Source organism: Paenibacillus sp. J22R67 (assembly GCF_059692175.1).
Genome location: NZ_JCAUAX010000004.1, coordinates 776807 through 800277 on the forward strand (window position 1 = coordinate 776807; position 23471 = coordinate 800277).

At 45.8% G+C, this 23471-nt stretch carries 21 protein-coding genes and 1 pseudogene; 13 read left to right on the forward strand and 9 right to left on the reverse strand.

Annotated features, from left to right (window positions below; all coding sequences use genetic code 11):
• Window positions 1-4: 4 nt before the first annotated feature.
• Window positions 5-574, forward strand: a complete 570-nt coding sequence (locus tag AC58VC_RS19635) for a DJ-1/PfpI family protein (protein ID WP_497370509.1) — start codon at window positions 5-7, stop codon at window positions 572-574.
• A 16-nt stretch (window positions 575-590) separates the two neighbouring features.
• Here AC58VC_RS19635 and AC58VC_RS19640 read toward each other — a convergent pair.
• From AC58VC_RS19640 to AC58VC_RS19655, 4 genes and pseudogenes are all read right to left on the reverse strand, one after another.
• Window positions 591-1207 (reverse strand): annotated as a pseudogene (locus AC58VC_RS19640) (Ger(x)C family spore germination C-terminal domain-containing protein).
• Entirely contained in the window at window positions 1128-1775 is a 648-nt protein-coding gene (locus tag AC58VC_RS19645; RefSeq protein WP_497370510.1) for a Ger(x)C family spore germination protein, read from the reverse strand. Before AC58VC_RS19645 ends, AC58VC_RS19640 begins: the two are co-directional and overlap by 80 nt.
• The gene (locus AC58VC_RS19650; RefSeq protein ID WP_497370511.1) at window positions 1762-2322 is read right to left on the reverse strand and encodes a GerAB/ArcD/ProY family transporter; all 561 of its coding nucleotides are present in this window, start codon (window positions 2320-2322) and stop codon (window positions 1762-1764) included. Before AC58VC_RS19650 ends, AC58VC_RS19645 begins: the two co-directional genes overlap by 14 nt.
• A gap of 22 nt (window positions 2323-2344) precedes the next feature.
• Window positions 2345-3139 (reverse strand): spore germination protein, encoded by a 795-nt coding sequence (locus AC58VC_RS19655; RefSeq protein WP_497370512.1) that lies wholly within the window; start codon window positions 3137-3139, stop codon window positions 2345-2347.
• Window positions 3140-3331: 192 nt separating this feature from the next.
• Between AC58VC_RS19655 and AC58VC_RS19660 the strand changes: the two genes are divergently transcribed.
• The 4 genes from AC58VC_RS19660 (at window position 3332) to AC58VC_RS19675 (ending at window position 6456) form a co-directional block, all read left to right on the forward strand.
• Window positions 3332-4135: a uroporphyrinogen-III synthase gene (locus AC58VC_RS19660; protein ID WP_497370513.1), complete on the forward strand. Its 804-nt coding sequence runs from the start codon at window positions 3332-3334 to the stop codon at window positions 4133-4135.
• A 63-nt stretch (window positions 4136-4198) separates the two neighbouring features.
• Window positions 4199-5365 carry a benzoate/H(+) symporter BenE family transporter gene (locus tag AC58VC_RS19665; RefSeq protein WP_497370514.1) on the forward strand — a complete coding sequence of 389 codons (1167 nt, stop codon included), beginning with the start codon at window positions 4199-4201 and terminating at the stop codon, window positions 5363-5365.
• A gap of 198 nt (window positions 5366-5563) precedes the next feature.
• A complete protein-coding gene (locus AC58VC_RS19670; protein ID WP_497370603.1) occupies window positions 5564-5887 on the forward strand; it encodes an ArsR/SmtB family transcription factor in 324 nt (107 codons plus the stop codon).
• Between the two features lie 56 nt (window positions 5888-5943).
• Window positions 5944-6456, forward strand: a complete 513-nt coding sequence (locus AC58VC_RS19675; RefSeq protein WP_497370515.1) for an SRPBCC family protein — start codon at window positions 5944-5946, stop codon at window positions 6454-6456.
• Between the two features lie 75 nt (window positions 6457-6531).
• On the opposite strand, the gene AC58VC_RS19680 is transcribed toward AC58VC_RS19675, so the two are convergent.
• Complete coding sequence (locus AC58VC_RS19680; RefSeq protein ID WP_497370516.1) at window positions 6532-7302, reverse strand: SDR family NAD(P)-dependent oxidoreductase; 771 nt, start codon at window positions 7300-7302, stop codon at window positions 6532-6534.
• Between the two features lie 146 nt (window positions 7303-7448).
• Between AC58VC_RS19680 and AC58VC_RS19685 the strand changes: the two genes are divergently transcribed.
• From AC58VC_RS19685 to AC58VC_RS19715, 7 genes are all read left to right on the forward strand, one after another.
• Complete coding sequence (locus AC58VC_RS19685; protein ID WP_497370517.1) at window positions 7449-8027, forward strand: TetR family transcriptional regulator; 579 nt, start codon at window positions 7449-7451, stop codon at window positions 8025-8027.
• A gap of 1131 nt (window positions 8028-9158) precedes the next feature.
• Entirely contained in the window at window positions 9159-9788 is a 630-nt protein-coding gene (locus AC58VC_RS19690) for a LysE family translocator (protein ID WP_497370518.1), read from the forward strand.
• Between the two features lie 67 nt (window positions 9789-9855).
• A complete protein-coding gene (locus AC58VC_RS19695; protein WP_497370519.1) occupies window positions 9856-11109 on the forward strand; it encodes an FAD-binding protein in 1254 nt (417 codons plus the stop codon).
• 81 nt (window positions 11110-11190) lie between these two features.
• A complete protein-coding gene (locus AC58VC_RS19700) occupies window positions 11191-11955 on the forward strand; it encodes an IclR family transcriptional regulator (RefSeq protein ID WP_497370520.1) in 765 nt (254 codons plus the stop codon).
• Window positions 11956-12041: 86 nt separating this feature from the next.
• A complete protein-coding gene (locus AC58VC_RS19705; protein WP_497370521.1) occupies window positions 12042-12923 on the forward strand; it encodes a fumarylacetoacetate hydrolase family protein in 882 nt (293 codons plus the stop codon).
• A gap of 41 nt (window positions 12924-12964) precedes the next feature.
• Complete coding sequence (gene gucD / locus AC58VC_RS19710; RefSeq protein ID WP_497370522.1) at window positions 12965-14434, forward strand: alpha-ketoglutaric semialdehyde dehydrogenase GucD; 1470 nt, start codon at window positions 12965-12967, stop codon at window positions 14432-14434.
• Window positions 14435-14473: 39 nt separating this feature from the next.
• Window positions 14474-16456 (forward strand): YjhG/YagF family D-xylonate dehydratase, encoded by a 1983-nt coding sequence (locus tag AC58VC_RS19715; RefSeq protein WP_497370523.1) that lies wholly within the window; start codon window positions 14474-14476, stop codon window positions 16454-16456.
• A gap of 137 nt (window positions 16457-16593) precedes the next feature.
• On the opposite strand, the gene AC58VC_RS19720 is transcribed toward AC58VC_RS19715, so the two are convergent.
• The 4 genes from AC58VC_RS19720 to AC58VC_RS19735 all read right to left on the reverse strand — a co-directional run bounded on the left by AC58VC_RS19720 (window position 16594) and on the right by AC58VC_RS19735 (window position 22595).
• Window positions 16594-17712: a GerAB/ArcD/ProY family transporter gene (locus tag AC58VC_RS19720; RefSeq protein WP_497370524.1), complete on the reverse strand. Its 1119-nt coding sequence runs from the start codon at window positions 17710-17712 to the stop codon at window positions 16594-16596.
• 306 nt (window positions 17713-18018) lie between these two features.
• On the reverse strand, window positions 18019-19170 hold the full coding sequence (locus AC58VC_RS19725) for a Ger(x)C family spore germination protein (RefSeq protein ID WP_497370525.1): 1152 nt from the start codon (window positions 19168-19170) through the stop codon (window positions 18019-18021).
• A gap of 29 nt (window positions 19171-19199) precedes the next feature.
• Window positions 19200-20753 (reverse strand): spore germination protein, encoded by a 1554-nt coding sequence (locus AC58VC_RS19730; protein WP_497370526.1) that lies wholly within the window; start codon window positions 20751-20753, stop codon window positions 19200-19202.
• A 183-nt stretch (window positions 20754-20936) separates the two neighbouring features.
• Window positions 20937-22595 carry a GMC oxidoreductase gene (locus AC58VC_RS19735; RefSeq protein WP_497370527.1) on the reverse strand — a complete coding sequence of 553 codons (1659 nt, stop codon included), beginning with the start codon at window positions 22593-22595 and terminating at the stop codon, window positions 20937-20939.
• Window positions 22596-22727: 132 nt separating this feature from the next.
• On the opposite strand from AC58VC_RS19735, the gene AC58VC_RS19740 reads away from it, so the two are divergent.
• Window positions 22728-23447, forward strand: a complete 720-nt coding sequence (locus AC58VC_RS19740; RefSeq protein WP_497370604.1) for a ThuA domain-containing protein — start codon at window positions 22728-22730, stop codon at window positions 23445-23447.
• Window positions 23448-23471: the final 24 nt, after the last annotated feature.

Below are 23471 nucleotides of genomic sequence, written 5' to 3' on the forward strand. Positions count from 1 at the left end.
AACGATGGAGAAAATAATTTGTTTTATATCGGATGATTTTGCGGATTTTGAGATTACGCTGGCTCTTCATAAAATTAAAAATGTGGGAAAGAAAGAAGTTTTGTCAGTGGCCTATAACAATGAAACTATCGTTAGCGAATCTGGTTTGACCTATAAGCCTAATTTGTTATTCCATGAAGCGATGGAGCTAAGCGATATTGAAGGACTTATTATCCCTGGTGGCCCGATTCGAAATCAGCAGCAAGAGTTAACTGATTTCATTATCAAACTTGATCAAGAGGGCAAGATGCTTGCTGCAATTTGCAACGGGCCGCAATATTTAGGAAGAGCCGGTATCCTGCATAAGCGTAGATTTACCACATCATGTTCAATAGAGAGTATTAATCATCTAAATGTAGAAGATCCGTTTCCGCGGGAAAATTATGTGGACAAGCGCGTCGTTAGAGAAGGACATGTCCTTACAGCCAAAGGTCGCGCTTTCGTGGATTTTTCTTTCGAAATATTTGATTATCTTGGCATTTATTCAAATAGGGAAGAGCAGAGAGAACTGTTTAGAGATATTATGGATAGATAACAGGCTCACGTCTGTATTATTTTTTTTCGCGTCTCAATCCATAATCGTTTATTTTCAGTTTCACGGTGTACGTAACAGGGATCTTGCTGAATTCTTGATCCCAGTTTTGTTTCACCTTTTGCCAAACTTTCGGGTAATGGATTCTTAATTGCGTACCAAAGCCGGCAATCTCAACAAGATACTTGCTTTGCATGCCTTGAGAATCATGTCAATATGGCGAGCGACTTCTTTTTCTGCCGCTTTTTCCGCTGATTGAAGGTAGCTGTTATCGAAATAATCGACTTTATCACGCCAGTCTTCCGTCAGGCGGCCAATGGAGTCAATTTCCACGTGAAAGGAAATCTTGTGGCCTGATACTTTCGGCTTAATATGGCTCTTTAACGATTCCACCTCATAGATGATAAACGGACGATTTCCCTCATCCAGTGTTTTCACCACGCCTCCTTTACTCTTTCCTGTTAACCAGGTCAAGCCTTCCAATTCCTCCTCACTCAGAAAGCCGATTAGTTTGTTTTCCTCTTGCTTGAATACGGCAGCTCCAGCAAATTTCACTTCACCCTGCGAGGCAACTACGCTCTGTATCAGGAAACTGGAATGGGTAGCGATCTTTTCCATAACATTTTGAATCGTCATTGGCGGTAAAATCCTCGTGGTTCTGTATTGATTTTTTGAAATTCGAACGAGGCGATCCACGGGAATTTCCGGGCCTTGTGACTCTAGCGTATCTTTCGCCAGTCCTCTGGCCACGAACAAGACCGCTTTCTCTAACCTCATTATCGCGAAAATGCTGATCGATCAGCGTCTGTAAATCTATGCTGCGCACCAGCTTCTCCCCGAAGACGAACATTTTTTGATGTTGGTTGAAAAGCGGTTTGGACTCGAGTGAAACTTCTCGTGCGAATTGGTGAATCATGTCCCCAGAAAGGGAGTGATTTTTATATGGCTTCTGGTCGCCAGAGGCATTCCTTGACGCAGCAATCTTGGGAATAACAATTTGCCAAGTTATGGTGATTAAGTCTTGTTTCTGGTAGCCGCCGCCTTTTTCGTTTAATTTTTTCTCTATCGGCGCTTCATTCCCTTGATCAATAGCTTCGCCTACCACAATGGACATTTCCGTAATGTTTTTACTATCCCAGCAACCAGTCATAAATAGTAGCGGCAGCAAGAGCAAATGGGCAGCGATGACTTTAATTTTGAACATAGGAGTTCTTCCTTAACAAAGTAATGATAAGAAGGATTGGCGCTAGGAGACCAATGATTCCAAAAAAGCTGCTACCGATCACGTCTCCAAGTGCTTTGACTTGATTTATGCTTTTGGGATACATAGCTATGATGAAAATCACCGGAAGAACGATGTAAATATAGAGGTTGTAGTTTTTCTTAAACGTATGTGAGAGCCCTAGAGCAACAATGAAATGATACATAACAAATCCGGCAAATACTTGGATTAAGCGAACAACGATGAGCAATGATTCATACCGTTCAAGAAAAAAGTCGGTAATTTCATAGGACCGGACGATGGATATGGCAGGCCATGTCAAAGTGGCGACTTGTTCGAACGGTATGCTCCCAAGGACGACGATGAGGGTGACCAGATAAATGAATACGGAAATACCAACGCCAGCTAGAAGTGCTTTGCCAGCTTTTTCAGGTCTGCTCATATAAGCAGTAACGAATAACATCGTTTCTATGCCTGCAAAGGCTCTCCATGTTTCAGGAAGTCCTTTGAATATAGGACCAATCCCCATACCTAGCACAGGCCGCAAATTTTCAAGATTCGGAGAGGACCAAGTTTTTCTTGTTTCTCTCTCCAACTTGGATGCCCAGCATTTGCAAATCAGGATCGGATGCTCTTGAGCGAAGCAGAGAGATATTCTCTTCGAGCGAGTTGACAAAGCCGATCTTGGGCCCGCGTACAAGTGATTCCGAAGACGGCTCTTCGAAATTTTGCGGCACAGTGGAACCCGTTCCGAGGATCAAACCGCCGGGAATGCCATCAATGAGCAAAGCAGTTGACCCAGTTAACACGGTTTCAATAACCTGATAAACATGCTCAGTCTCGGTTATTTTGGATAGTGGTAAAATATGTTTTTTAATGAAAGCTTTGAAATCAGTGCTGGCATACAATTCGGTCACATTTGTTTTCCGAAGCTCCACCATTAACGGTTTGAGAACAAACTCTTGAATCAACGTTGAGTCGGATATTTTGTTCATACTGACGATAGCCGCGCGAATCGTGCTACCTCCGATATTGAATTCGCGCACAGAATAATCCGAGTTGTTGCCTAGACGCTCGGATAACAGGTTTAAATTCTCTTCTAAATGACTATTCAGCTTATCGGTGGACGGCCAATCTGTCCAAGGTTTTGATGGCGAGTTACTTGTGGTCCAGAGGGAGTTGTTAGGAACCATAGGCTTGTTTTCTGCGTTCCAACCGCGATTGATCCGTTCTTTTTGATAAAACCAACCAAATAATCTAGAGTTACCATAAGGAATAAGAAAAGTGAGCGATGCCCACATGAGCAGATTCCAACCCGGAAGAGCTTCCGCTATCGTTCGCCACATTGACAACACCCCCGTATGTATTATGTTTATTTAACAGAATTTTCATGTATGGATTAGAGGAAGTATAGGCTAGAGTGGGGGTAGACCAGAAGTCCGGCAAGTGGATGGTTCATATCATCTAGAATTGGTTGATGAATTTAGCGACTAACTTCTATATACTTTTCTTATTATGATAGGGGGCATCAGAGAGAAATGGAGAAATTAAAAGGCAAGAAAATCGTGATTGCGGGTTCCAGAAAAACAGAGGAAATGAGCTTGTTAATTGAGAAACAGGGAGGAATCCCAGTAGTCCGTCCTCTGCAAGGCTTCATTTATTTGGACGAGTCAGCTGTGGAGAAAGAATTACTGTTTTGTGTAAATAACAAAGTGGACTGGTTTGTATTCACAACTGGTGTTGGCGCAGATACGATGCTGAACGCGGCCGAAAAATTAGATCTATCTTCCACGCTGCTGCAAAAGATGAAGGATGCTAAAGTTGCCGCGCGCGGATATAAGACGATTAACTGGCTTAAGAAGCTAGATATAAAACCTGTCGTCATCGATGAGGATGGGACTATACAAGGGTTAATTAATCGCTTGGATGCTTACGACTTTGTGGATCAAACGGTGGTTGTCCAGCTGCATGGAGAACCACAACCGGAGCTGATACAATTCTTGGAGGAGCGGGGAGCAACGGTGGTTCAACTTTTGCCATATCAGCATATTGAACCGGAGTCATCCGTACTTGAAACGCTGTGCCAGGAACTTACAACGGGTTCGATTGATGCTGTGTGTTTCACTACTGCCGTGCAAGTGAGATATTTGTTCGAATATACGAGACGTCAAGGGATTAATGATACCGTTAGACAAGCATTCTCCAGCGATGTCAAGGCAGTTGCTGTTGGTAAAGTAACGGCTGAGGCGTTAAAAGATGAAGGTCTGAATCAAGTGATCGTGCCTGAAACGGAGCGAATGGGGGCAATGATTATTGAATTAGTGAAGGATTACAGCAAGTGAGATCAACTCTGAGAAATGAGACTAAATATTTTACGATAGTCTAATGGAGGCGCAATTCATTCTATGAACACTCAAAATGTCATGACTGGAATTATGTCTGCGCTGTTAGCCTGCAGCGGCGGTGCCTTATTAGTTATGCAAGTAGCAGAAAGTGCAGGGCTCAGTCGAAGTGAAATCGTTACTTGGATGTTTGCTGTTTATTTTCTTGGCGGACTCCTTAACCTGGTCATGACGTTCAAATATAAAATTCCTTATGGCGGGGCTCATTCCATCACGGCAATCGCCTTCTTGGCTTCAGTAGCCGCTCATTTCACACTTGGTGAATTGGCCGGCGGTTTTATCATGTCGGGCCTGATCATCACTTTGTTTGGCTTCACGGGTCTATTTAAAAAGGTACTCTACTATATTCCAAAACCGTTGATTGATGCCCTGCTTGCGGGTCTTATTCTCAATTATGTTGTGAAAATTGTACCAGCAGTAATGTCCATGCCTATCGTCGGATTGCTAGCTATATTTGGATTTTTTATAACGCGTGTCATTTCCAAAAGAATCCCTCCATTTATGGGCGTACTTGTTATGGGGTTAGTTGGATTACTCTGTAGTTACACTTTTCCAACTATGCAGCATACAAGCTTCATTCTCCCTCTTCCAGTCCTACCATCTTTCACGATAGAGGCTGTAGTATCGCTTGCTATTCCCATCTCCATCTTAGTAATCAGCAATGATATAGCTGTGGCTTTGACTGCTTTGAAAAGCAACGGATTTGATCCTCCCGTCAATAAAACGATTGTTGTATCAGGTTTATTTTCATCCCTTGCTGGGCTTTTCGCTGGCCATGCTGCCAATATAGGTGGGATGATGAGTGCGCTTTGCAGTGGAGATGACGCTGGAAGTAAGGACCGCAGAGTGTGGGCGGCAATCGTTTCGGGGATATTCGTTACGCTTTTCGGGCTATTTGCTTGGAAAATCATTGATGTCATAGAGCTGCTTCCATCTCCTTTTATCACCATTATTACTGGCTATTCTCTAGTCGGCGTGCTGATGAATAGTCTGCAATCTGCTTTTTCAGATAAAAATTTCCGGTTCTCAACGTTGTTTACGTTTATTATTGCCATTTCAAATAGTGCATTTTTTGGTATATCAACGCCTGTTTGGGCATTGCTGCTAGGTGTGGTTACGGCAAAGCTCTTTGGTGAAAAAGAAGCTAGCCGTGTCCCTGGTATGGGTTGAGTAAGAGATATTCGTAAGATAGAATGATAGAAGGGTTTCATAATGAATTTTAAATTATAAATTTTAAAGGGGTTATTCACGAATATTCCTTTACAGGAATATTCCTAATGTGGTATATTTGGTTTAGCAAGGGAATTACAAATGACCTACACGAACCGAAGGCCCCGTAAACTTACAGCAAGAGAACGGATGATGACAATGGATATTAACGTCATGAGTGCCTTGGCAGAACCAACCCGCATGCAAATTGTTGAGCTTTTGCGCGAATGCCCACTCACCGTAGGGGAAATCGCCGAACGGCTGCAGCTGCGGCAGCCGCAAGCTTCCAAGCATTTGCGTGTTCTCAGCGAGGCTGGCATTGTGGAAGCCGAGGTGGATGCGAATCGCCGAATCTACAGGCTTCGGCCAGATCCTTTTCGAGAACTCGACAAATGGCTGGAGAGTTACCGCGTCATCTGGGAGCAGCGCTTCGACCGCCTGGATGACTATTTGCAGAAGCTGCAAGGTAAGGACACCAAGTAGTGAACGCAGCAACAGAGCGATTTTGACCAATATAAGAAAACAAGGAGGAAGTTAAAATGACGAATCAAATGGTATCCAAGGTAGAGGAGAAGGTACTAATTCTGGAGCGCGAATTCAAGGCCCCTCGCGAACTGGTATTTCAGGCTTTCACGCAAGCGGAGCATCTGAAACATTGGTGGGGGCCAGAAGGCTGGACGGTTCCGGTATGCCATGTTGATTTCCGGGTAGGCGGGGTTTGGCATTATTGCATGAAATGCGAAGATAAGAACCAGGGCGACTTCTATGGTATGGAATCGTGGGGCAAAGCTGTGTACCGTGAAATCGTCGTGCCTGAGAAGATTGTGTATGTGGATTGCTTCTCCGATGCAGAAGGCAACGTGGCGGAAAATATGCCGCAAACCCACGTGACACTGGAATTCATTGAGACGGAGAACGGGACGAAGGTCATTAACCGCGGGGAATATGTGTCGGCTGAAGCCTTACAGCAAGTGATGGACATGGGCATGCTGCAAGGAATCACAGAAACATGGAACAGACTGGCCCAGCATTTGGAGTCGATTCAGGCGTAATTAGTAGATATAAAGAGGGTGTCGCTCCGTCATTTTATTGACGGGCGACACCCTCTTTATAGTTACAGGCACCGTTTAGATCGACATGCCTCCCGAGACCTCAATGCGTTGGGCGTTGACCCAGCGATTCTCTTCGGAAAGCAGTGAAGCGATCATCGGGCCAATATCGTCAGGTTCACCGGCGCGGCCAAGAGCAGTCATCTCCGCGATACGTTTGTTCAACTCGGGATTGTCTCGCACCATGCCTCCTGAGAAATCAGTTGCGATGGCTCCCGGTGCAACGGTATTGACGGCAATTCCGCGTGCTCCTAGTTCCTTTGCCTGGTAGCGGGTTAGAGTCTCAATAGCACCCTTCATGGATGCATAAGCTGAACTCCCTGGAGATATGATACGAGTAAGGCCTGTGGAGATGTTCACGATCCGGCCGCCATCACTGATGAGTGGCAAGAGCTTCTGAGTGAGGAAAAATACCCCCTTGAAATGGACGTTGTAGAGCTTGTCCAGCTCATCTTCCGTCGTTTGATCGAAGCTTTGGTGATGCGATGTCCCTGCGTTGTTGACAAGGAAGTTAAAGCTTTCAGAGCCAAGTTCATTAAGTGCCTGATGCACACTCTGCACGAATGGATCGAATGAGCTGACATTGCTGGCGTCGAGCTGCAAAGCAATAGCCACGCGGCCCATCTCGCGCACGAGACCAACGACGATTTCAGCTTCAGCTTGATTCGTATGGTAAGTGAAGATCACGTCGACACCACGCTTGGCAAGGTTCAGCACAGTGTTACGGCCAAGGCCGCGGCTTCCTCCTGTGACGATGGCGATCTTTGTAGCTGCTGTAGTTTGGTTCATTCTCTATTCCTTCTTTCGTGGATTTGTAAGTTCGCAAACAATTAACTAACTGTTTAGTTATAATATAAAAGCGATCTAGGAGTTTGTCAACTTCATAATGCCCATGATATATTGTAGCTAAAATGAGGGTACAAGGAGGAACCGCCATGCGCAACGCCGAAGCAACGCGGGAACGGATATTGGAGGCGGCTTTGGCGGAGTTCTCTGCCTATGGCATCGCAGGCGCGCGGGTCGATCGTATTGCCAAGACAGCCGGATGCAACAAAAACTTGATCTACATCTACTTCGAAAGCAAAGAGAAGCTGTTCACCACCACGCTGCAGAAACACCTCATGCGTGTCTATGAGGAATTAGTCTTCACGCCTGAGGATCTCTCAGGTTATGCGGAGCGTGTATTCGACTTTACGATGTCGAACCCGGATTTGATGCGGCTCATGACTTGGTCAAGCCTCGAACAACGAGCAGAAAGCCCGGCCGAACGCAATGAGGTTCACGGCAAGAAGGTTCAGTCTCTGCAGAAGGCACAAAACGATGGCAAGGTGGGAGCGAGCTTCTCGCCGGGTTTTCTTCTGACAGCGATCATGACGTTAGCCACAGCTTGGACAGCGACGAACCCCTTTGGGCTTTCGCTTCATCCAGAGGCTGCGAACAATCCTAATGAGCTAAAGGATGCAATCGCCAGAGCTGTTAGATTGATTGCTCAAGGCGATCAACTGTCTCAGTAATGATGGGGTTTGGGTAAGCGAAGCTTACCCCTTATTAACATTATTTATAAAATTTCAGGGTTGGAGAGTATTTTTCCACCCTTGTTTTTGTTTCAGGTGGGGTCGATGGGGGCGGCGCCTGAGGAGAGTCAAGCTCATTGGATGAATTCCAACGAACATGCGATTTTTGACGCTTAAATGCCAATCTCATTGGACGAAATCCAACAAAGAGATGAATTTTATAGAGGTTCAGCGATATTTTAGTCGCGCTTGTTGGATTTCATCCAACGAAAAGAAGAATGATCACTTCTGCACGGCGCTCTCATTGGAATTCGTCCAATGAGAGCTGGAAGTACGCTAATTTCTAGCGTGTTTAAGTAATCAGAAAAGGTGGGGTACAGTAGAGAGGTAAGGTGAGTGGAGACATATAAGAGCAGGATAGTGTGGAAAGAGAAATAAAGAGTAAATTAGTAAGAGGAGTAGAGGTAGTGTAGGGGTAGGGGTAGGGGGAAGGGTAAGAGTAAGAGTAAGAGTAAGAGTAAGAGTAGTAAGTGAAGTAGTAAGTGACGTAAGTAATTCATAGTGAAAAGTGAGCTAGCAACCAGCAGCAATCAACGCTAAGTAGAACCAAAAGGGAATGGATATGGGGTGGAAAAGCGTAGCGCCCGTAGTTGAAATCGAGTTCCATCCATATACAATCAATTCAAAGGAAACACGATTTCAAGAACCAGTTGGAGACCCATATCCAGTTCCCTCCCCATGATCGAACGTATGGGTTTAGACGAGGAGCTAGCCGCAGGCTAGGCTTTTCTTATATTTGGCGGCGGAAGTGCTCCGTACGTCTTTTGTGGAACTATGGTTCGCTATTTCTCATAGAAGCGACGATTTCCACAGACATAGGGAACTATGGTACGCTATTTCGCCAGATTTCTCCAAGAAAGCGCCATGTGAGCACAAATAAGACCTTGTAGTTCCGCTCAGAGAAGAAACAGCTCCTTTTGATCTAAATAGTGGACTCTAGTTCCCCTGGAAGAAATTTCATGACGGCTTTCTCGCTAGGTTTGGGTTTTCATAGATTGGATCATATACATCAAAGTTGAATTGTGATACTATATTCTGAATTTATCCGACTTTACTAAGGGGGCACGTCCATTGATTAGTCTAGGTACGTTAATTGCTTTCGGAGTTGTATCGCTTGGAATGGTATGCTCTCCGGGACCCAATATGATTTACCTGATCTCGCGATCGATATCGCAAGGTCGCAAAGCCGGCATTATTTCGTTAATGGGCGTTGTGCTCGGTTTCCTCGTTTATCTGATTGCATCTATGGTGGGGCTGATCGCTATATTCAATACCGTGCCGATCATCTACACGGCAATGAAGTGGGCAGGTGCGGTTTATCTGCTTTGGCTGGCATGGAAGGCAATTAAACCTGGCTCCGCTTCTATACTTGAGCCCATCGTGCTCCCGATTGAGAAGCCGGGCAAATTGTTCCTGATGGGCTTCATAACCAATTTACTTAACCCCAAAATCGCCGTGTTGTACATCTCGCTTCTCCCCCAATTTCAGGATCCAAGTCAAGGCTCGTTGCTCACACAAAGCGCGATTCTAGGTCTAACGCAAATCGTAATCAGCTTCTCAGTGAATCTACTAATTGTTCTTACAGCAAGTAAAATTGCCGGTTGGTTCGGCAAGCGGCCGACATGGCTTAAAGCACAGCGATGGATCATGTCCGGAGTATTGGCGGGACTTGCTGTTAAGCTGGCCATTCAGCGTCGGTAAGGCGATCATTTCAGCAAGGAATTCATGAGTCCTATGGCGAATTTTTAATTTGAAGGAGCGTGATCATATGATTAATAATTTGAACTGGGCTGGAAACTACAGGTATAGCGCGACAGAACTGCATACTCCCGAAAAAGTAGAAGACGTGCAAGAATTAGTAGCTAGAAGTAAACAAATGAAAGTGCTTGGCACAAGGCATTCGTTTAATAGCATTGCCGACTGCACCGAAGGGTTGCTTTCGCTTCAAAATCTGAATCGCGTGGTGGCATTAGACACCGTTAGAAATAAGGTAACGGTTGAAGCGGGAATCCGGTACGGCGAGTTATGCGAGTACCTTTATAATCATGGATATGCCATTCACAATTTGGCATCTCTGCCGCATATCACCGTTGCCGGGGCATGCGCTACCGCTTCGCACGGATCTGGCGATCGGAATGGCAATCTTGCTACCATTGTTGATTCGCTAGAGATGGTTCAGGCGAACGGAGATTTGGCCGTATTCTCTCGTGAACAACAAAATATCCAAGGAGCTGTCGTTGGATTAGGGGGACTGGGAGTCGTCACTAGAATGACGCTGGATGTAATCCCAACTTTTCAAATTAGTCAGCATGTTTATGACAATCTTCCTTTCGAGCAACTGGAAGAGCACTTTGACGATATTTTTTCCCATGCCTATAGTGTTAGCTTGTTTACCGATTGGACTGGCGCGAATATCAATCAAGTCTGGCTAAAGCAGAAACTGACAGATCAAATCTCGAGTCAAGCAGCCCCTGAATTTTATGGTGCCAAATTAGCGAACTCGCCACGACATCCGGTGCCAGGGCATACGGCTGAGAATTGCAGCGAACAAATGGGGATTCCGGGACCATCACATGAGAGATTGGCTCACTTCCGCATGGATTTCACCCCGAGTGCTGGAGAAGAGCTGCAAAGTGAGTATTTCGTGCCGCGCCATGCTGCTTATCAGGCGTTGTGTGCGATTAATGAGATAAGAGAGCAAATTTCACCACTTCTATATATTTCTGAAGTTCGCACGATTGCACAAGATGATTTGTGGATGAGTCCTAATTATCATCAGGATTCGGTTGCTATTCATTTCACATGGAAGCCGAATTGGGAAGCGGTCAAGCAAGTTCTGCCGGTTATCGAAAAGCAGCTTGCGCCGCTCCAGGCCCGTCCGCATTGGGCAAAACTGTTTACTATGCAGCCAGCGGCGCTGAAGTCTTTGTACGAGAAACTGCCGGATTTCCAAGAAACGCTCCTTCGTTGTGATCCGCAAGGGAAGTTCCGAAATGACTTTTTGAACACCTATATTTATTAAAATAAAGATTAACGATCATAAGTTCATCTTGCTTGAATGAGCGTTTAGGATTATTATGGATCTGTAGATAGAGGTGAGACCATGCCTATTATTCAAGCGCTGGACAGAGCATTAAAAATTTTGGATTTATTCGACGAGTATACGACAGAACTTAAAATTACAGAAATCAGCGCCAGAATGGAGCTTCACAAAAGTACAGTACACTCCTTGTTGAAAACGCTTCAGATGCACGGTTACATCAATCAGGACGTAGAGACTGGAAGGTACAAGCTAGGACTTAAGCTCTTGGAAAAGGGACAGCTGATGCTCCAAAGCTTGGACATCCGTACAGCCGCCCGAAAACACTTGGTTGCTCTGTCGGAACAAACAGGGCAAACAACCCATCTCGTTATTCTTGATGGGAAAGAAGGCGTGTATTTGGATAAAGTCGAAGGGGAAAAAGCTGCGATTCGTTATTCCCGAATAGGGCGCAGAATTTCACTTCATAGCAGTGCGGTAGGCAAGGTCCTGGCAGCTTTTAGAACGAAGGATGAGATGGATACGCTCCTTCGGAATTACCAATTCTCCAAGATTACAGACGTGACGATTACGGGGAAAGAGGCTTTCGTTAACGAGCTGAGTCTGGTGAAAGATCAGGGCTATTCTATTGACAACCAAGAGAATGAACCTGGCGTAAGGTGTGCAGCAGCTCCTATTTTCGAGCATAATGGCTCGATTGCAGCAGCAATCAGTATTTCAACATTAGTCTCAGCAGTAGATGATTCATTGTTTAAGGCGTATATTGCTCTTCTTCAAAAGGAGGCAGAAGCCATTTCGCTAACCCTGGGGTTTCGGCACGTTTTGTAAAGCATGTCGAGTCCAGGCATTTTTTTTAACTGCATTATAGAACAGTGTTTTATAATATAAAACAAATTTAAGGGAGTGAGCAAGAAATGAGAATTATCCGTTTTGAAAAGGAAGGGAAAACACAGCTAGCTGCCGTTAATGACCAGGATCAAATTTACGCACTGCCGCAAAGCGATTTTTTAGCACTGATTCATGAAGCTGAAACATTGGAGATGACACCGCTGGAATTGGTTTCCAAAGCAATTGAAAGCAGTGAAGCGTTACATGATCAGGTTGATCAGCTTCAACTTCTGGTTCCCATCGAGGCTCCGGAAGTATGGGCTGCAGGGGTTACCTATGAGCGAAGCCGCGATGCGCGCAACTATGAGGCTACAGAAGGCAGACTGGATGCTTCTACTTTTTACGATAAAGTTTATGATGCTGTACGTCCGGAAATCTTTTTTAAGTCAACAGCGGGACGAACGGTAGGTCCTGGCGGCGAAGTGCAACTGCGAAGCGATTCCGTGTGGCAGGTGCCAGAACCGGAGTTAGGGCTTGTTCTAAGCGCCAAAGGGAAAATCATCGGATACACCATTGGCAATGATATGAGCTGCCGGGATATTGAAGGCGAGAATCCGCTCTATCTGCCTCAAGCCAAGGTTTGGAAGCGTTCTTGTTCCATAGGACCCGCAATTCGCTTAGCCGAAACGGTAGATAATCCTTATAACTTCCAGATTACAAGTCATATCTATCGTGATGGGGAGAAAGCAGTTGAAGGAACGGCCAATACGAATCAACTAAAACGAAAGCTTGAGGAACTGACGGAATATTTGATGCGGGATAATGAGTTGTTTGAAGGTACCGTATTGCTGACAGGAACGTGTATTGTACCCCCTAACGAGTTTACACTCGCTCACGGTGACAGAATTGAAATTGAGATCACGGGTATTGGAACGCTTGTTAATCATGTTGTAAGCGCTGGTAGCTAATTTCGTCTTATAAAAAAACATATCTTCCAGGAGGAATAAAAATGACATCCAAATTCGTTGGCGGACAAACTTATTTGAATTATATAAATGGTGAATGGCAGCCAGCTGGCACTGGGCAAACCGTGCCGAGCATAAACCCGGCTAAAAAAAGCGAAGTTGTGGGCTACGTGCAGTCGTCGTCGTTGGAGGATTTGAACCAAGCGGTGGCATCTGCCAAATCGGCGCAGCAAGGTTGGAGAAAGCTGTCAGGAGCGGCAAGAGGCGACTATCTCTTTAAAGCAGCCAATCTGCTTGAGAGTCGCATCGATGAAATCGCGGAGAGCATGACGCGCGAAATGGGTAAAACGCTGCCTGAAGGAAAAGGAGAAACAGCAAGAGGCGTAGCGATCCTGCGCTACTACGCTGGCGAAGGGATGCGGAAAATCGGCGATGTGATTCCCTCGACAGATAGCGAAGCGCTGATGTTCACGACACGTGTGCCGCTTGGCGTTGTCGGCGTTATCTCGCCTTGGAATTTCCCCGTAGCTATTCCGATATGGAAAATGGCGCCAGCCTTAATCTACGGCAACGCCGTTGTGCTGAAGCCTGCTCAGGAGACGGCAGTGACGGCTGCCAAAATCGTGGAATGCTTCGCAGAAGCGGGACTTCCAGCGGGTGTATTAAATTTGGTAACCGGCAGCGGAGCCGTTATCGGGCAAGGTCTTGCCGAGCACCCGGATGTGAACGGAATTACATTTACCGGCTCTAATCAGGTTGGCAAACGGGTCGGCCAAGCAGCACTAGCTAGAGGAGCGAAATACCAGCTCGAGATGGGCGGGAAAAATCCGATCCTTATCGCTGCGGATGCCGATCTTGATTTGGCCGTTGACGCGACGATCAGCGGAGGAATCCGCTCGACAGGTCAGAAATGTACGGCGACAAGCCGTGTTATTGTAATGAGCGAGGTCTATGAATCTTTTAAAGAAAAGCTACTGAGCAAATTAAAAGGGTTGACCGTAGGTCACGGTCTGGATGCCGGGACATGGCTAGGCCCATGCGCAAACGAAAATCAGCTCAGAACCGTGCAATCCTACATTCAAAAAGGGATAGAGGAAGGCGCTGAGCTGTTGTTCGGCGGTTCATCTCCAGACCATCCGGATCTCGCCGAAGGCTTTTATATTCAGCCGACCGTCTTTGATAAAGTAACACCGGAAATGGCGATAGCCCGTGAAGAAATCTTCGGACCTGTTCTCGCGCTTATTCAGGTAGAATCCATGGAACAAGCCATTCAGGTGGCTAATGATTCGGACTTTGGCTTGAGCGCCTCCATTTATACGCAAAACATAGGCAATATTCTATCGTTTATCCAAGATATGGATGCCGGTTTGGTAAGAATTAATTCCGAGACAGCCGGCGTGGAGCTGCAGGCTCCGTTCGGCGGTATGAAGCAGTCCAGTTCTCATTCGCGTGAGCAAGGACAGGCGGCTATAGAATTTTTCACCTCGATAAAAACCGTATTTCTCAAAGCGTAACTCTTTGCTAGGATGCCTGATTCGAAAGGGTGAAGGTTGATGACAGAGCAATTAAAATCGATTATGGTCAATGAAAATAACGATTTGTATACGATCCATACGCATGCACAAGGCCCGAAAGGCTCATTGCCATTAACAAAAGAAATGCTATTACATGCTCCGAGCGGAGAGTTGTTCGGACTTACCCAAAATGTGGGGATGGGGTGGAAACCATCTCGCCTGAAGGGGAAGCAGTACCTTCTGCTGAGCACGCAAGGGGGCATTCGTAAGGAGGACGGCAGTCCCGTTGCTCTTGGCTATCATACCGGCCACTGGGAGGTCGGCTTGTTGACGCAGGCTGCTGCCGAGGTGATCACTGAAAGCGGCGGAGTTCCTTTCGCTGGTTATGTGAGCGACCCTTGCGACGGCAGGTCTCAGGGGACGGAAGGTATGTTTGATTCTCTTCCGTATCGCAATGATGCAGCGATCGTATTCCGTCGTCTCATCCGCTCGTTGCCGACACGCAAAGGTGTCCTCGGTGTGGCAACCTGCGATAAAGGACTGCCTGCGATGATGATAGCACTGGCTGGTATGCATGAGCTCCCATGTGTAATCGTGCCTGGGGGAGTGACATTGCCCCCAACGGAAGGCGAGGACGCTGGGAAAATCCAAACCATTGGCGCCAGATATGCAAGTGGTGAAATCAGCCTTGAGGATGCTGCTGATCTAGGCTGCCGAGCTTGCGCTACACCGGGCGGAGGCTGTCAATTTCTTGGAACGGCAGCTACTTCGCAGGTGGTTGCAGAGGCAATGGGCATGACGGTGCCTCACGCTGCGCTAGCCCCATCCGGCCAGGCCGTTTGGGAAGAGATGGCTAGGCAATCAGCACGTGCTATGATGACGTTGGAGGAAAAGGGCCTTCGGATGAAGGACATACTGACGGAAGAGTCTATCCACAATGCGATGGTTGTTCATGCAGCTTTTGGAGGTTCGACAAACTTGCTGCTGCATATTCCTGCTTTCGCCCACGCGGCAGGGCTGCCGGTTCCGACCGTTCAAGATTGGATACGTGTGAATAAAAAAGTACCAAGGTTAGTTAGCGTTTTGCCTAACGGTCCGGAGTATCATCCGACTGTGAGGGTGTTTTTGGCTGGCGGAGTGCCAGAAGTGATGCTGCATCTTCGCCGTTTGGGCGTGCTGAAAGAAAATGCGTTGACCGTAACGGGTGAAACGCTGGGGACTGTGCTGGATTGGTGGGAAACGAGCGAACGTCGGAGCAAAATGCGGAGCCTGCTTATGGAAATGGACGGCATAGATCCCGATCAGGTCATTATGAGTCCGGAGCGTGCCAAAGAAAGAGGCTTGACCTCAACGGTAACTTTTCCGATGGGGAACTTGGCTCCGGAAGGATCGGTCATTAAATCAACCGCGATTGATCCGACAACCGTTGGGGAAGACGGCGTCTATCGCCATCGAGGCAAGGCTAAGGTGTTTACCTCGGAGAAAGCGGCTATCACGGCAATCAAGAACGGCGGTATTGGGGCCGGAGATGTGATGGCGTTAATCGGGCGAGGGCCATCGGGTACGGGGATGGAGGAGACCTATCAATTAACCTCGGCGCTGAAACATTTGCCGTTCGGTAAATACGTGTCGCTAATTACCGATGCGCGGTTTTCGGGTGTATCGACAGGTGCCTGTATCGGCCACGTTGGACCTGAGGCGCTAGCTGGCGGGCCGATTGGTAAGCTGCGGGATGGTGATACCATCGACATCGTCGTGGATCGCAACAGTTTGGAAGGCACGATACACTTCCTAGGTGATGGTGACGTAGTGCTTACTCCCGATGAAGGAGCGCTTATGCTTGCTGCTCGCGAACCTCACCCCGATCTCGCCGCAGATCCAAGACTTCCTGACGATACGCGGTTATGGGCAGCTTTGCAGTCTGTCAGCGGTGGCACCTGGGCAGGAAGCGTTTATGATGTGGAGCGGATTATCGCTGTTTTGGAAGCGGGTAAGAAAGCTTTGGCTGAGCAGAATGTTTAGGCGATTATGACAGCTTCATAGCCATTATAGATTTGTTAAGGCAGTTCTGTTGATGAATTCGACAGGACTGCTTTTTTGCTGGTTTTTGGGGAAGGGAAGTCGTTTGTTGGGTGACGAACAGGTTTGAATAAGGAAAACTATCTATTCGCTGTTGAAGCTTTCTTCCATTTGCTCTTAACCAGATAGACGATCATAACAAGTAAAACAGGCAGCAAATATCCGAAGATCCCCCATAAAGGATGGATAGCAGATATGATTTTAGCCCAGTAGGCTTCTCCTCTTGCGTAGGTATTAAACGATAGAAAACAACAAATTGCACACAATGGAAAAATCAACAAACGGTCATTTTGCAGTTTGAATAAATGGGTGAATGTGAGGTTTAAGACAAATAAAACGATGGTTCCTTTCATGTAGGAAGCTACAATTAATGAAATGCCAATAAGTGACTCAATCCTCTGAATGATATCGTAAAGCTCAATGGTTCGAGCTAATTGAAACATCGAAAATCGCCGATCCGCGGCTATTGGGCCATACGTCATCAACGTACATAGAGTGACTGTAACCAAGCATAGGACGTTCATGACAAGGGCAATAAATAATCCGCTCGTCAACTTCTTATTTTGTTTCTTGGCTACAAAAGGAAGCAGCATGCTAAAAAGGAAGATTTCAACATAAGGGAAGCCAAATGAAAAATAGGCGCCAAGTAATACAGGTTTAATCCCATAAGGCATTACAGGTACTAGATACGAGGGTACGTAATGTAAACTCGCAAGTATTAAAATGCTGAACACATACACCATAACCATCGCAGTAAGGAAAACAAACATGCGGGCTATCACTTCAATCCCCATTCGTACCGTCGCATAAATCACCAGAAAAATGAGGGTATTAAACGCATAGATGGGTGTCTCCCGCATCATGGTGGTGGTCATAAAAATCCCTATATCTAATACAATGCCGGAAGTCATATGAAACTGGAAGGAGATAAATGGGATAGCCAGCAGGTAGGTCATCCAATTGCCTACCGTTTCTCGGCTGTATTCGATAAAAGTCAGATCCGGAAATTTATTATGCATATATAAGATACAACTTAAGCACAAAAGGCTAATGGAGCACGAGATTAGAAGGGATATCCAGGATCCGTTGCGTGCAAACATGATTAAGGGCTGAGGAATATTAATAATGGAAGACCCTGTCAAGAAGATGAAAAATACCACAGACAATTGGCCCGCACTAATCTGTTCTTGCAATTTCATTACGTACCCGCCTTTCATCTGATAGAGGTTCACTAATGAGGGGCTACATTCAAGAAGTCAACGATTCGTTGGGATTGACCTCCAAATACGAATTCAGCCGCATCGTACAGAAACAACCATTTTAAATCGAAAATAAAATTGGCTCCAATATAGAACGAAACTAAGATCAGGAAGAAATAAATCTTGATCTCGGCGGGCGGCCTTTTTACTATTCGAGGCCATTCAAATAGCAGGATAGGGACGTATACGATTATTACTACAATAAGTTTTATTAGCATTATTGTATTGTCCTTTCGAATGTGTGCCTTATTTAGCTAGAGGCTTGCTGCCGCTCATTCCCGTGTTCGTAACCGTCACTTCGACATGGATATTAAAATGAATATCAGCGAAACGATCCCCCCAATCTTCTTTCCATCCGAGCCATAAACGGGGATTTTTCGCAAAAACTTTATCACCTATGCCAATGGCATCTAGTTTACTTGCCTGCAGATGATGAATGACAATAAGCAATTCTTTCTTTACTTGCTGGATGATTCGTTCCTTAAAGGCTTGTTCCTCTTCTTCCGTACTGAGTGTGGAGCAGCTTAATTCCCCCACAGCTCCTTTCAGTTTGGTCGTGACATTTACGGTTACTTCACTATTCTTGAGTGATGTCTGGAGGTTGGTGTTTTCTTGAAAGACTTCGAACGATTCGTTCATGGCATTGGCGTTCCCTTCGCATGCGGAAGTGATAATGCTGCCTTTGAATTTCCGGTTAAGCATAAGAAATGCTTTAATTTCTTTGGGCGGAAGGATCTCGACCAGCTTTCCTTTCTCGATTAATGCGACCCCGGCAACGCTTGGAACATTCCCATGGACTTTATCTAATGTCAAATAGGGAACTTTGGCTATGCCGGTTTCACTTTTCATTTGGATATGTGTTTCCAACATTGTCGCTTTTAATGTCTTACCTGTGAACGTATAGGAACCTTCATCAGCTGAGTGTAGCTGCTGACCAATCGTATATTCTATAAAAGGCTTGAGATGCAAGAATTTATCGGCTTTTCCTTTCGTTATAAGAAGAGCATTAGTAGGTCTTGGTTCATGATCACGTCTAAATAAGTCAAGGACATCACCTAAATTCATCTTTCTTACAACCTCATCGCTGACTAGTATGACACGCATGTGATCCCACTTGGCCTTACGTCCGAGGTGGAGCGTAATATCTCGAATGGCATCAAATACATTCACGCCTTCCGTTTTAATGGTGAAAGAGGATTTGGGCATATTTGGCTTCATCATTCCGCCGGCTCCGCTTGGCTTATAGAAAAGTGTGGTTAGCTCAACACGTCCTTTGTTTGATAGATCAATGGCCACAGCTTGTACAAAGGAGTATTCGATCAATTCTGCTTTGTTCCAGCACCCCGTTAAAGAAAATAAAAACAATCCAGATAATGTGAGTACAATTAGCTTTCTCATTGTTTATTTCCTTCTTTCTATGGCAACGGTTACTTTCTATGCGATTTATGCATGTGCCGGTTTCGCGGAGAGCGGAGCAGAATTTTCAAAGGGAAACGTAAGAATCCGTCTTTTAATTGTTCCACCCGCAAAGGAGCCCATGGAGCCAGATAAGGCTGACCCAAGGAACGTAAACTCACTAAATGCAGAAAAATAAACAGGAAACCAATCATGAACCCAAACCCGCCTAGAGTAGCCGCCAGAAGCATTAAGGGAAATCGCAAGATTCGCAATGAGATGGCCATATTATAATTGGGTAAGGAAAATGATGCGATTCCTGTCAGTGCAACGATAATAACCATGATGGGTGAAGCAATTTTGGCCTCAATCGCAGCTTGTCCGATGACAAGCGCTCCGACAATACTGACGGCAGAACCTACAGGTCTTGGCAGTCGTATGCCAGCTTCACGCATGATTTCAAAGAAGAATTCCATCAATAACGCTTCGATAAAAGCGGGAAAGGGAATCCCTTCACGTGTATCGATAATGGCTAACAGAAGCACAGTTGGAATCAGTTCGGAATGAAACGTTGAAATAGCAATATATAGACTCGGCAACGTAAGTGCCATAATAAAAGCAGAAAGTCTGAGAAGACGGATGAGTGATGTATAGAGAGAACGAATATAGTAATCTTCACTCGAACTGAAGAATTCAACAAAGAGGCCTGGGCAGATCATGATGGAGGGAGAACCTGAAGTAAGAACAATGATCTTGCCATCCAGAAGTGCTGCAACAGCCGTATCCGTGCGTTCCGTATGCCGATATTGCGGAAAAGGGGAATACGTGGAGTCCTCGATTAATTCCTCAATATAAGCGACTTCCAAAATCTCTTCCTGAATCGCTTTATCAAATCTGGTTTGGAATAAGGTTAAGGTTTCCGGATTTACGGCGCCATCCAAATAGCCAACGGCAATCTCCGTATGTGTTTCGCCACTCGCGATGAACTTTTGGATTTTGAATTTGGAGCTTTTTAATCTGTTCCGCAGCATGCCCAAGTTTACCTTCAGATTCTCAATCGTGGCTTCTTGGGGTCCTCGAACTACGGGTTCATTCAAAGGTTCGCCTATTTGCCTTGCATCGATAGAAAGCGCGTTAAAGCTAAGTGCTTTATCCCATTGGTCGAAAAAAATCACGACATGGCCATTTAAGATGTATTCTTCTACGTTCGTCAACTGAGTAATCAACATCATATTCTTTGAAGTGACGCCATGGTGTTCAAAAAAGGAAAACGCATCCTCGAGCACATTAGCGGTTTCAACTTCGATATCATGAAAGTCAAGATCTTCGAGCACATCTTTAAAATGAATTAATTCTTTGTCATTAATGAGTGAATCACAATAAACAATAAGAGCCGCATTCTCTAAATCAGGTCCGAAATTTCTGGAAAGGTAAATAACATCGGAACAATCGGCAAGTCGTTGCTCTAACCATGCTTGATTCTCTGCCAATTGAAGGAAGAGGGGAGCTGCGTCAGAATTGGACGGTAAGACTTGGTTGTCGGATACCGGCGGTTTACTTTTTTTGAATAATTTTCGTAGATCCATAGGTCGGTTTCCTTCTAAACTGGGTATATGGTTACTTAGTATGCCAAGATGCAGGAAAATTATGTGATTTGTAGAGTTAGTGCCTATAGGGATTAAAGGCTGGGGCAGTCATTGCTTTTTTTGTTTAGGCATACACTGGGGGTAAAGGAAAGGACAAAAAAACCGAATTGCTCGGGTCTAAGCTCAGAGGATCATCTTGCAGATATAATCAGCAGTTCGGATCGCCAAAGCTACTGTCGTCAATGTTGGATTCACTGCGCCCATAGAAGGAAGAACACTGTTATCAGCGATGTATAAACCTGAAATGCCATGAATTTGACCATATTGATTTGTGGCTGAGGTAGAGGGATCATCACCCATTCGGCATGTTCCTGCTTCGTGGTTATCCCCGCCAGGCGGCATTAAGCATATTGCTAATGAGCCTTTCAACGTGGCTAGACGAAGCTGCATGGCTGTGGAAGCCCTTTCCATAGCGCTGTACATTTGACGCATAATTGCATCATCTTGCGTGCTGTATGAGAAATCGATCTGTATGTCCGGAACACCGTAACGATCCTGCCGGCTCGGGTCGATATAGACCTTGTTCTCATACCGGGCTTCAACCCTGCCGGAAGCACCGAAAAAGCTGATATGCCAATCATCTTTGACTGGTTTTTTCTCGTATTGGTAGTTAAAAAATTGTTCAGGTCCTTGGAGCTGAAGCTGATACGGATGACCAGGGGATTCAGGAATGATAATGCCCAAAGCCCCTAGAGGTTCATAGAAACCCAATGTGCTTACATTGGCTGTGGCAATCAAGTACGAATGATTAATTAAATAATGTCCGATTGCCTTCCCAGGTATTTTAGAGTTAAGCAGAATGCGCGGCGTCTGCAGGGCACTGGCTGATAAAATAACATGATTTGCTTTTATGAAATAAGAGCGCATATCCGGGGTCATCACTCGAACGCCAATGGTTCTTCCGCCATCCGTCACAACTTCCGTCACATAGCTATTGACGGCCAAGTCAAAGGAGCGATGGCTTAATGCTTTGGCCAAAAAAACGATGGAGCTGAAAAACACATTAGCATGCAGCTTCCCGTACCGCGTTTCGTCAAGATCAGCAGCGATAGGAATATCGTCAGCCGTGTGGAATCCGTTATCCCGCAGCCGCTGGAGAAGGATTTGTGTGATGGATGAACCTTTCGTATAGGAGGTTGTTACGTTCATAACCTCTTCGGCAATATTGTAATAAATCTCCATTTCTTCAAGGGGAACAGGCCAGTTTGCCAATTCCATTGCGGCCATGCGAGGAGAGATCGCTCCCCACAACAAGGTTCTGCCGCCAAGCGCATAAACGAGCTTCATGCCAGGAAATTGTGGAAGTCTGTTCCCGATCGGATCCGTTATTTGAGGTGGCGCATACAATCTGAAATTATCTCCGGTAATCGTGGCTATATTTGCCGCATGGGTGGGCAGGAAGAGATCTCCTTTTTCAATGATCCCAATCCGCTTTCCCGCATGTTCCAACTGTTGGCTTAAGCGCCAGAGTGCCGCTCCTCCTCCGGCGCCAGATCCAACAACAAGAACATCGTATTCAGTTGCAGCCATATGTTCGATGGGCGTAAGCGGAATCCAATGTGGCATAAAGAATTGCTCGTGAACAGGAGGGCAGAATGCGGCATCGATTCGATTGACATGGTTCCGTTCTCTTGTGGAAAATAGGTTTATATGTACCCCGGCAAGATCCATAAAGGGATTGGTTATGTGTGGATTGCTCGCGAGCAAATGTTCCAGTGCAATTTTAAAATGGCTGGACAATTTATTTAAAGTATCACCGTGGTCAGCTACATAAACTTTCAATTAGGTCACATCCTTCACTAACATTCAATTCAATATATGATTGGCGCTGAAATGTTTATGTCGCATGTTGGGGATTTAAGCTGGGAGGGACTCTTGGTGAGAACATCGATTGGAAACGGATGGATGTATGGAATGGGACCGGTCCGCGTAACGATTTGGAATGAATATATTCATGAGAGAACGGACCCTAAGATCGCTTCTGTTTACCCTCATGGTATTCATCATACAATTGCACAGGGCATTGGGGAGTATGGGTTTCAGATTCGAACTGCTACCCTGGAACAGCCAGAGCATGGTTTGACCGAAGAGGTACTTAAGGCAACTGACGTGCTAATTTGGTGGGGTCATCTAGCGCACGATCAGGTGTCTGATGAAGTCGTCACACGCATTCAAAGAAGGGTATTGCAAGGAATGGGTTTGATCGTACTTCACTCCGGACATCGCTCCAAAATATTTCAGAGATTAATGGGGACCAGCTGTGACTTAAAATGGCGGGAAGATGCGAAAAGGGAGTTTCTGTGGGTTGTCAATCCTGCCCATCCGATTACACAAGGCATCGGTGAGTATATCGATCTCAAACCGGAGGAAATGTACGGGGAATTTTTTGACATTCCGGCGCCGGAAGAGCTTGTATTTATAAGCTGGTTCGAAGGTGGTGAAGTGTTTCGAAGCGGGTGTGCCTATACGCGCGGTCTTGGAAAAATATTTTATTTCAGACCTGGACATGAGGCTTATCCAACTTATTATCATAAACAAATTTTGCGGGTAATCGCTAACAGCGTGCGTTGGGCGGCATCCGCTCATGGAACGGCGCCGACTTTCGGCAACACAGTGCCATACGTAACGTTTTGATAACAAGGATAGCGGATAACTTTG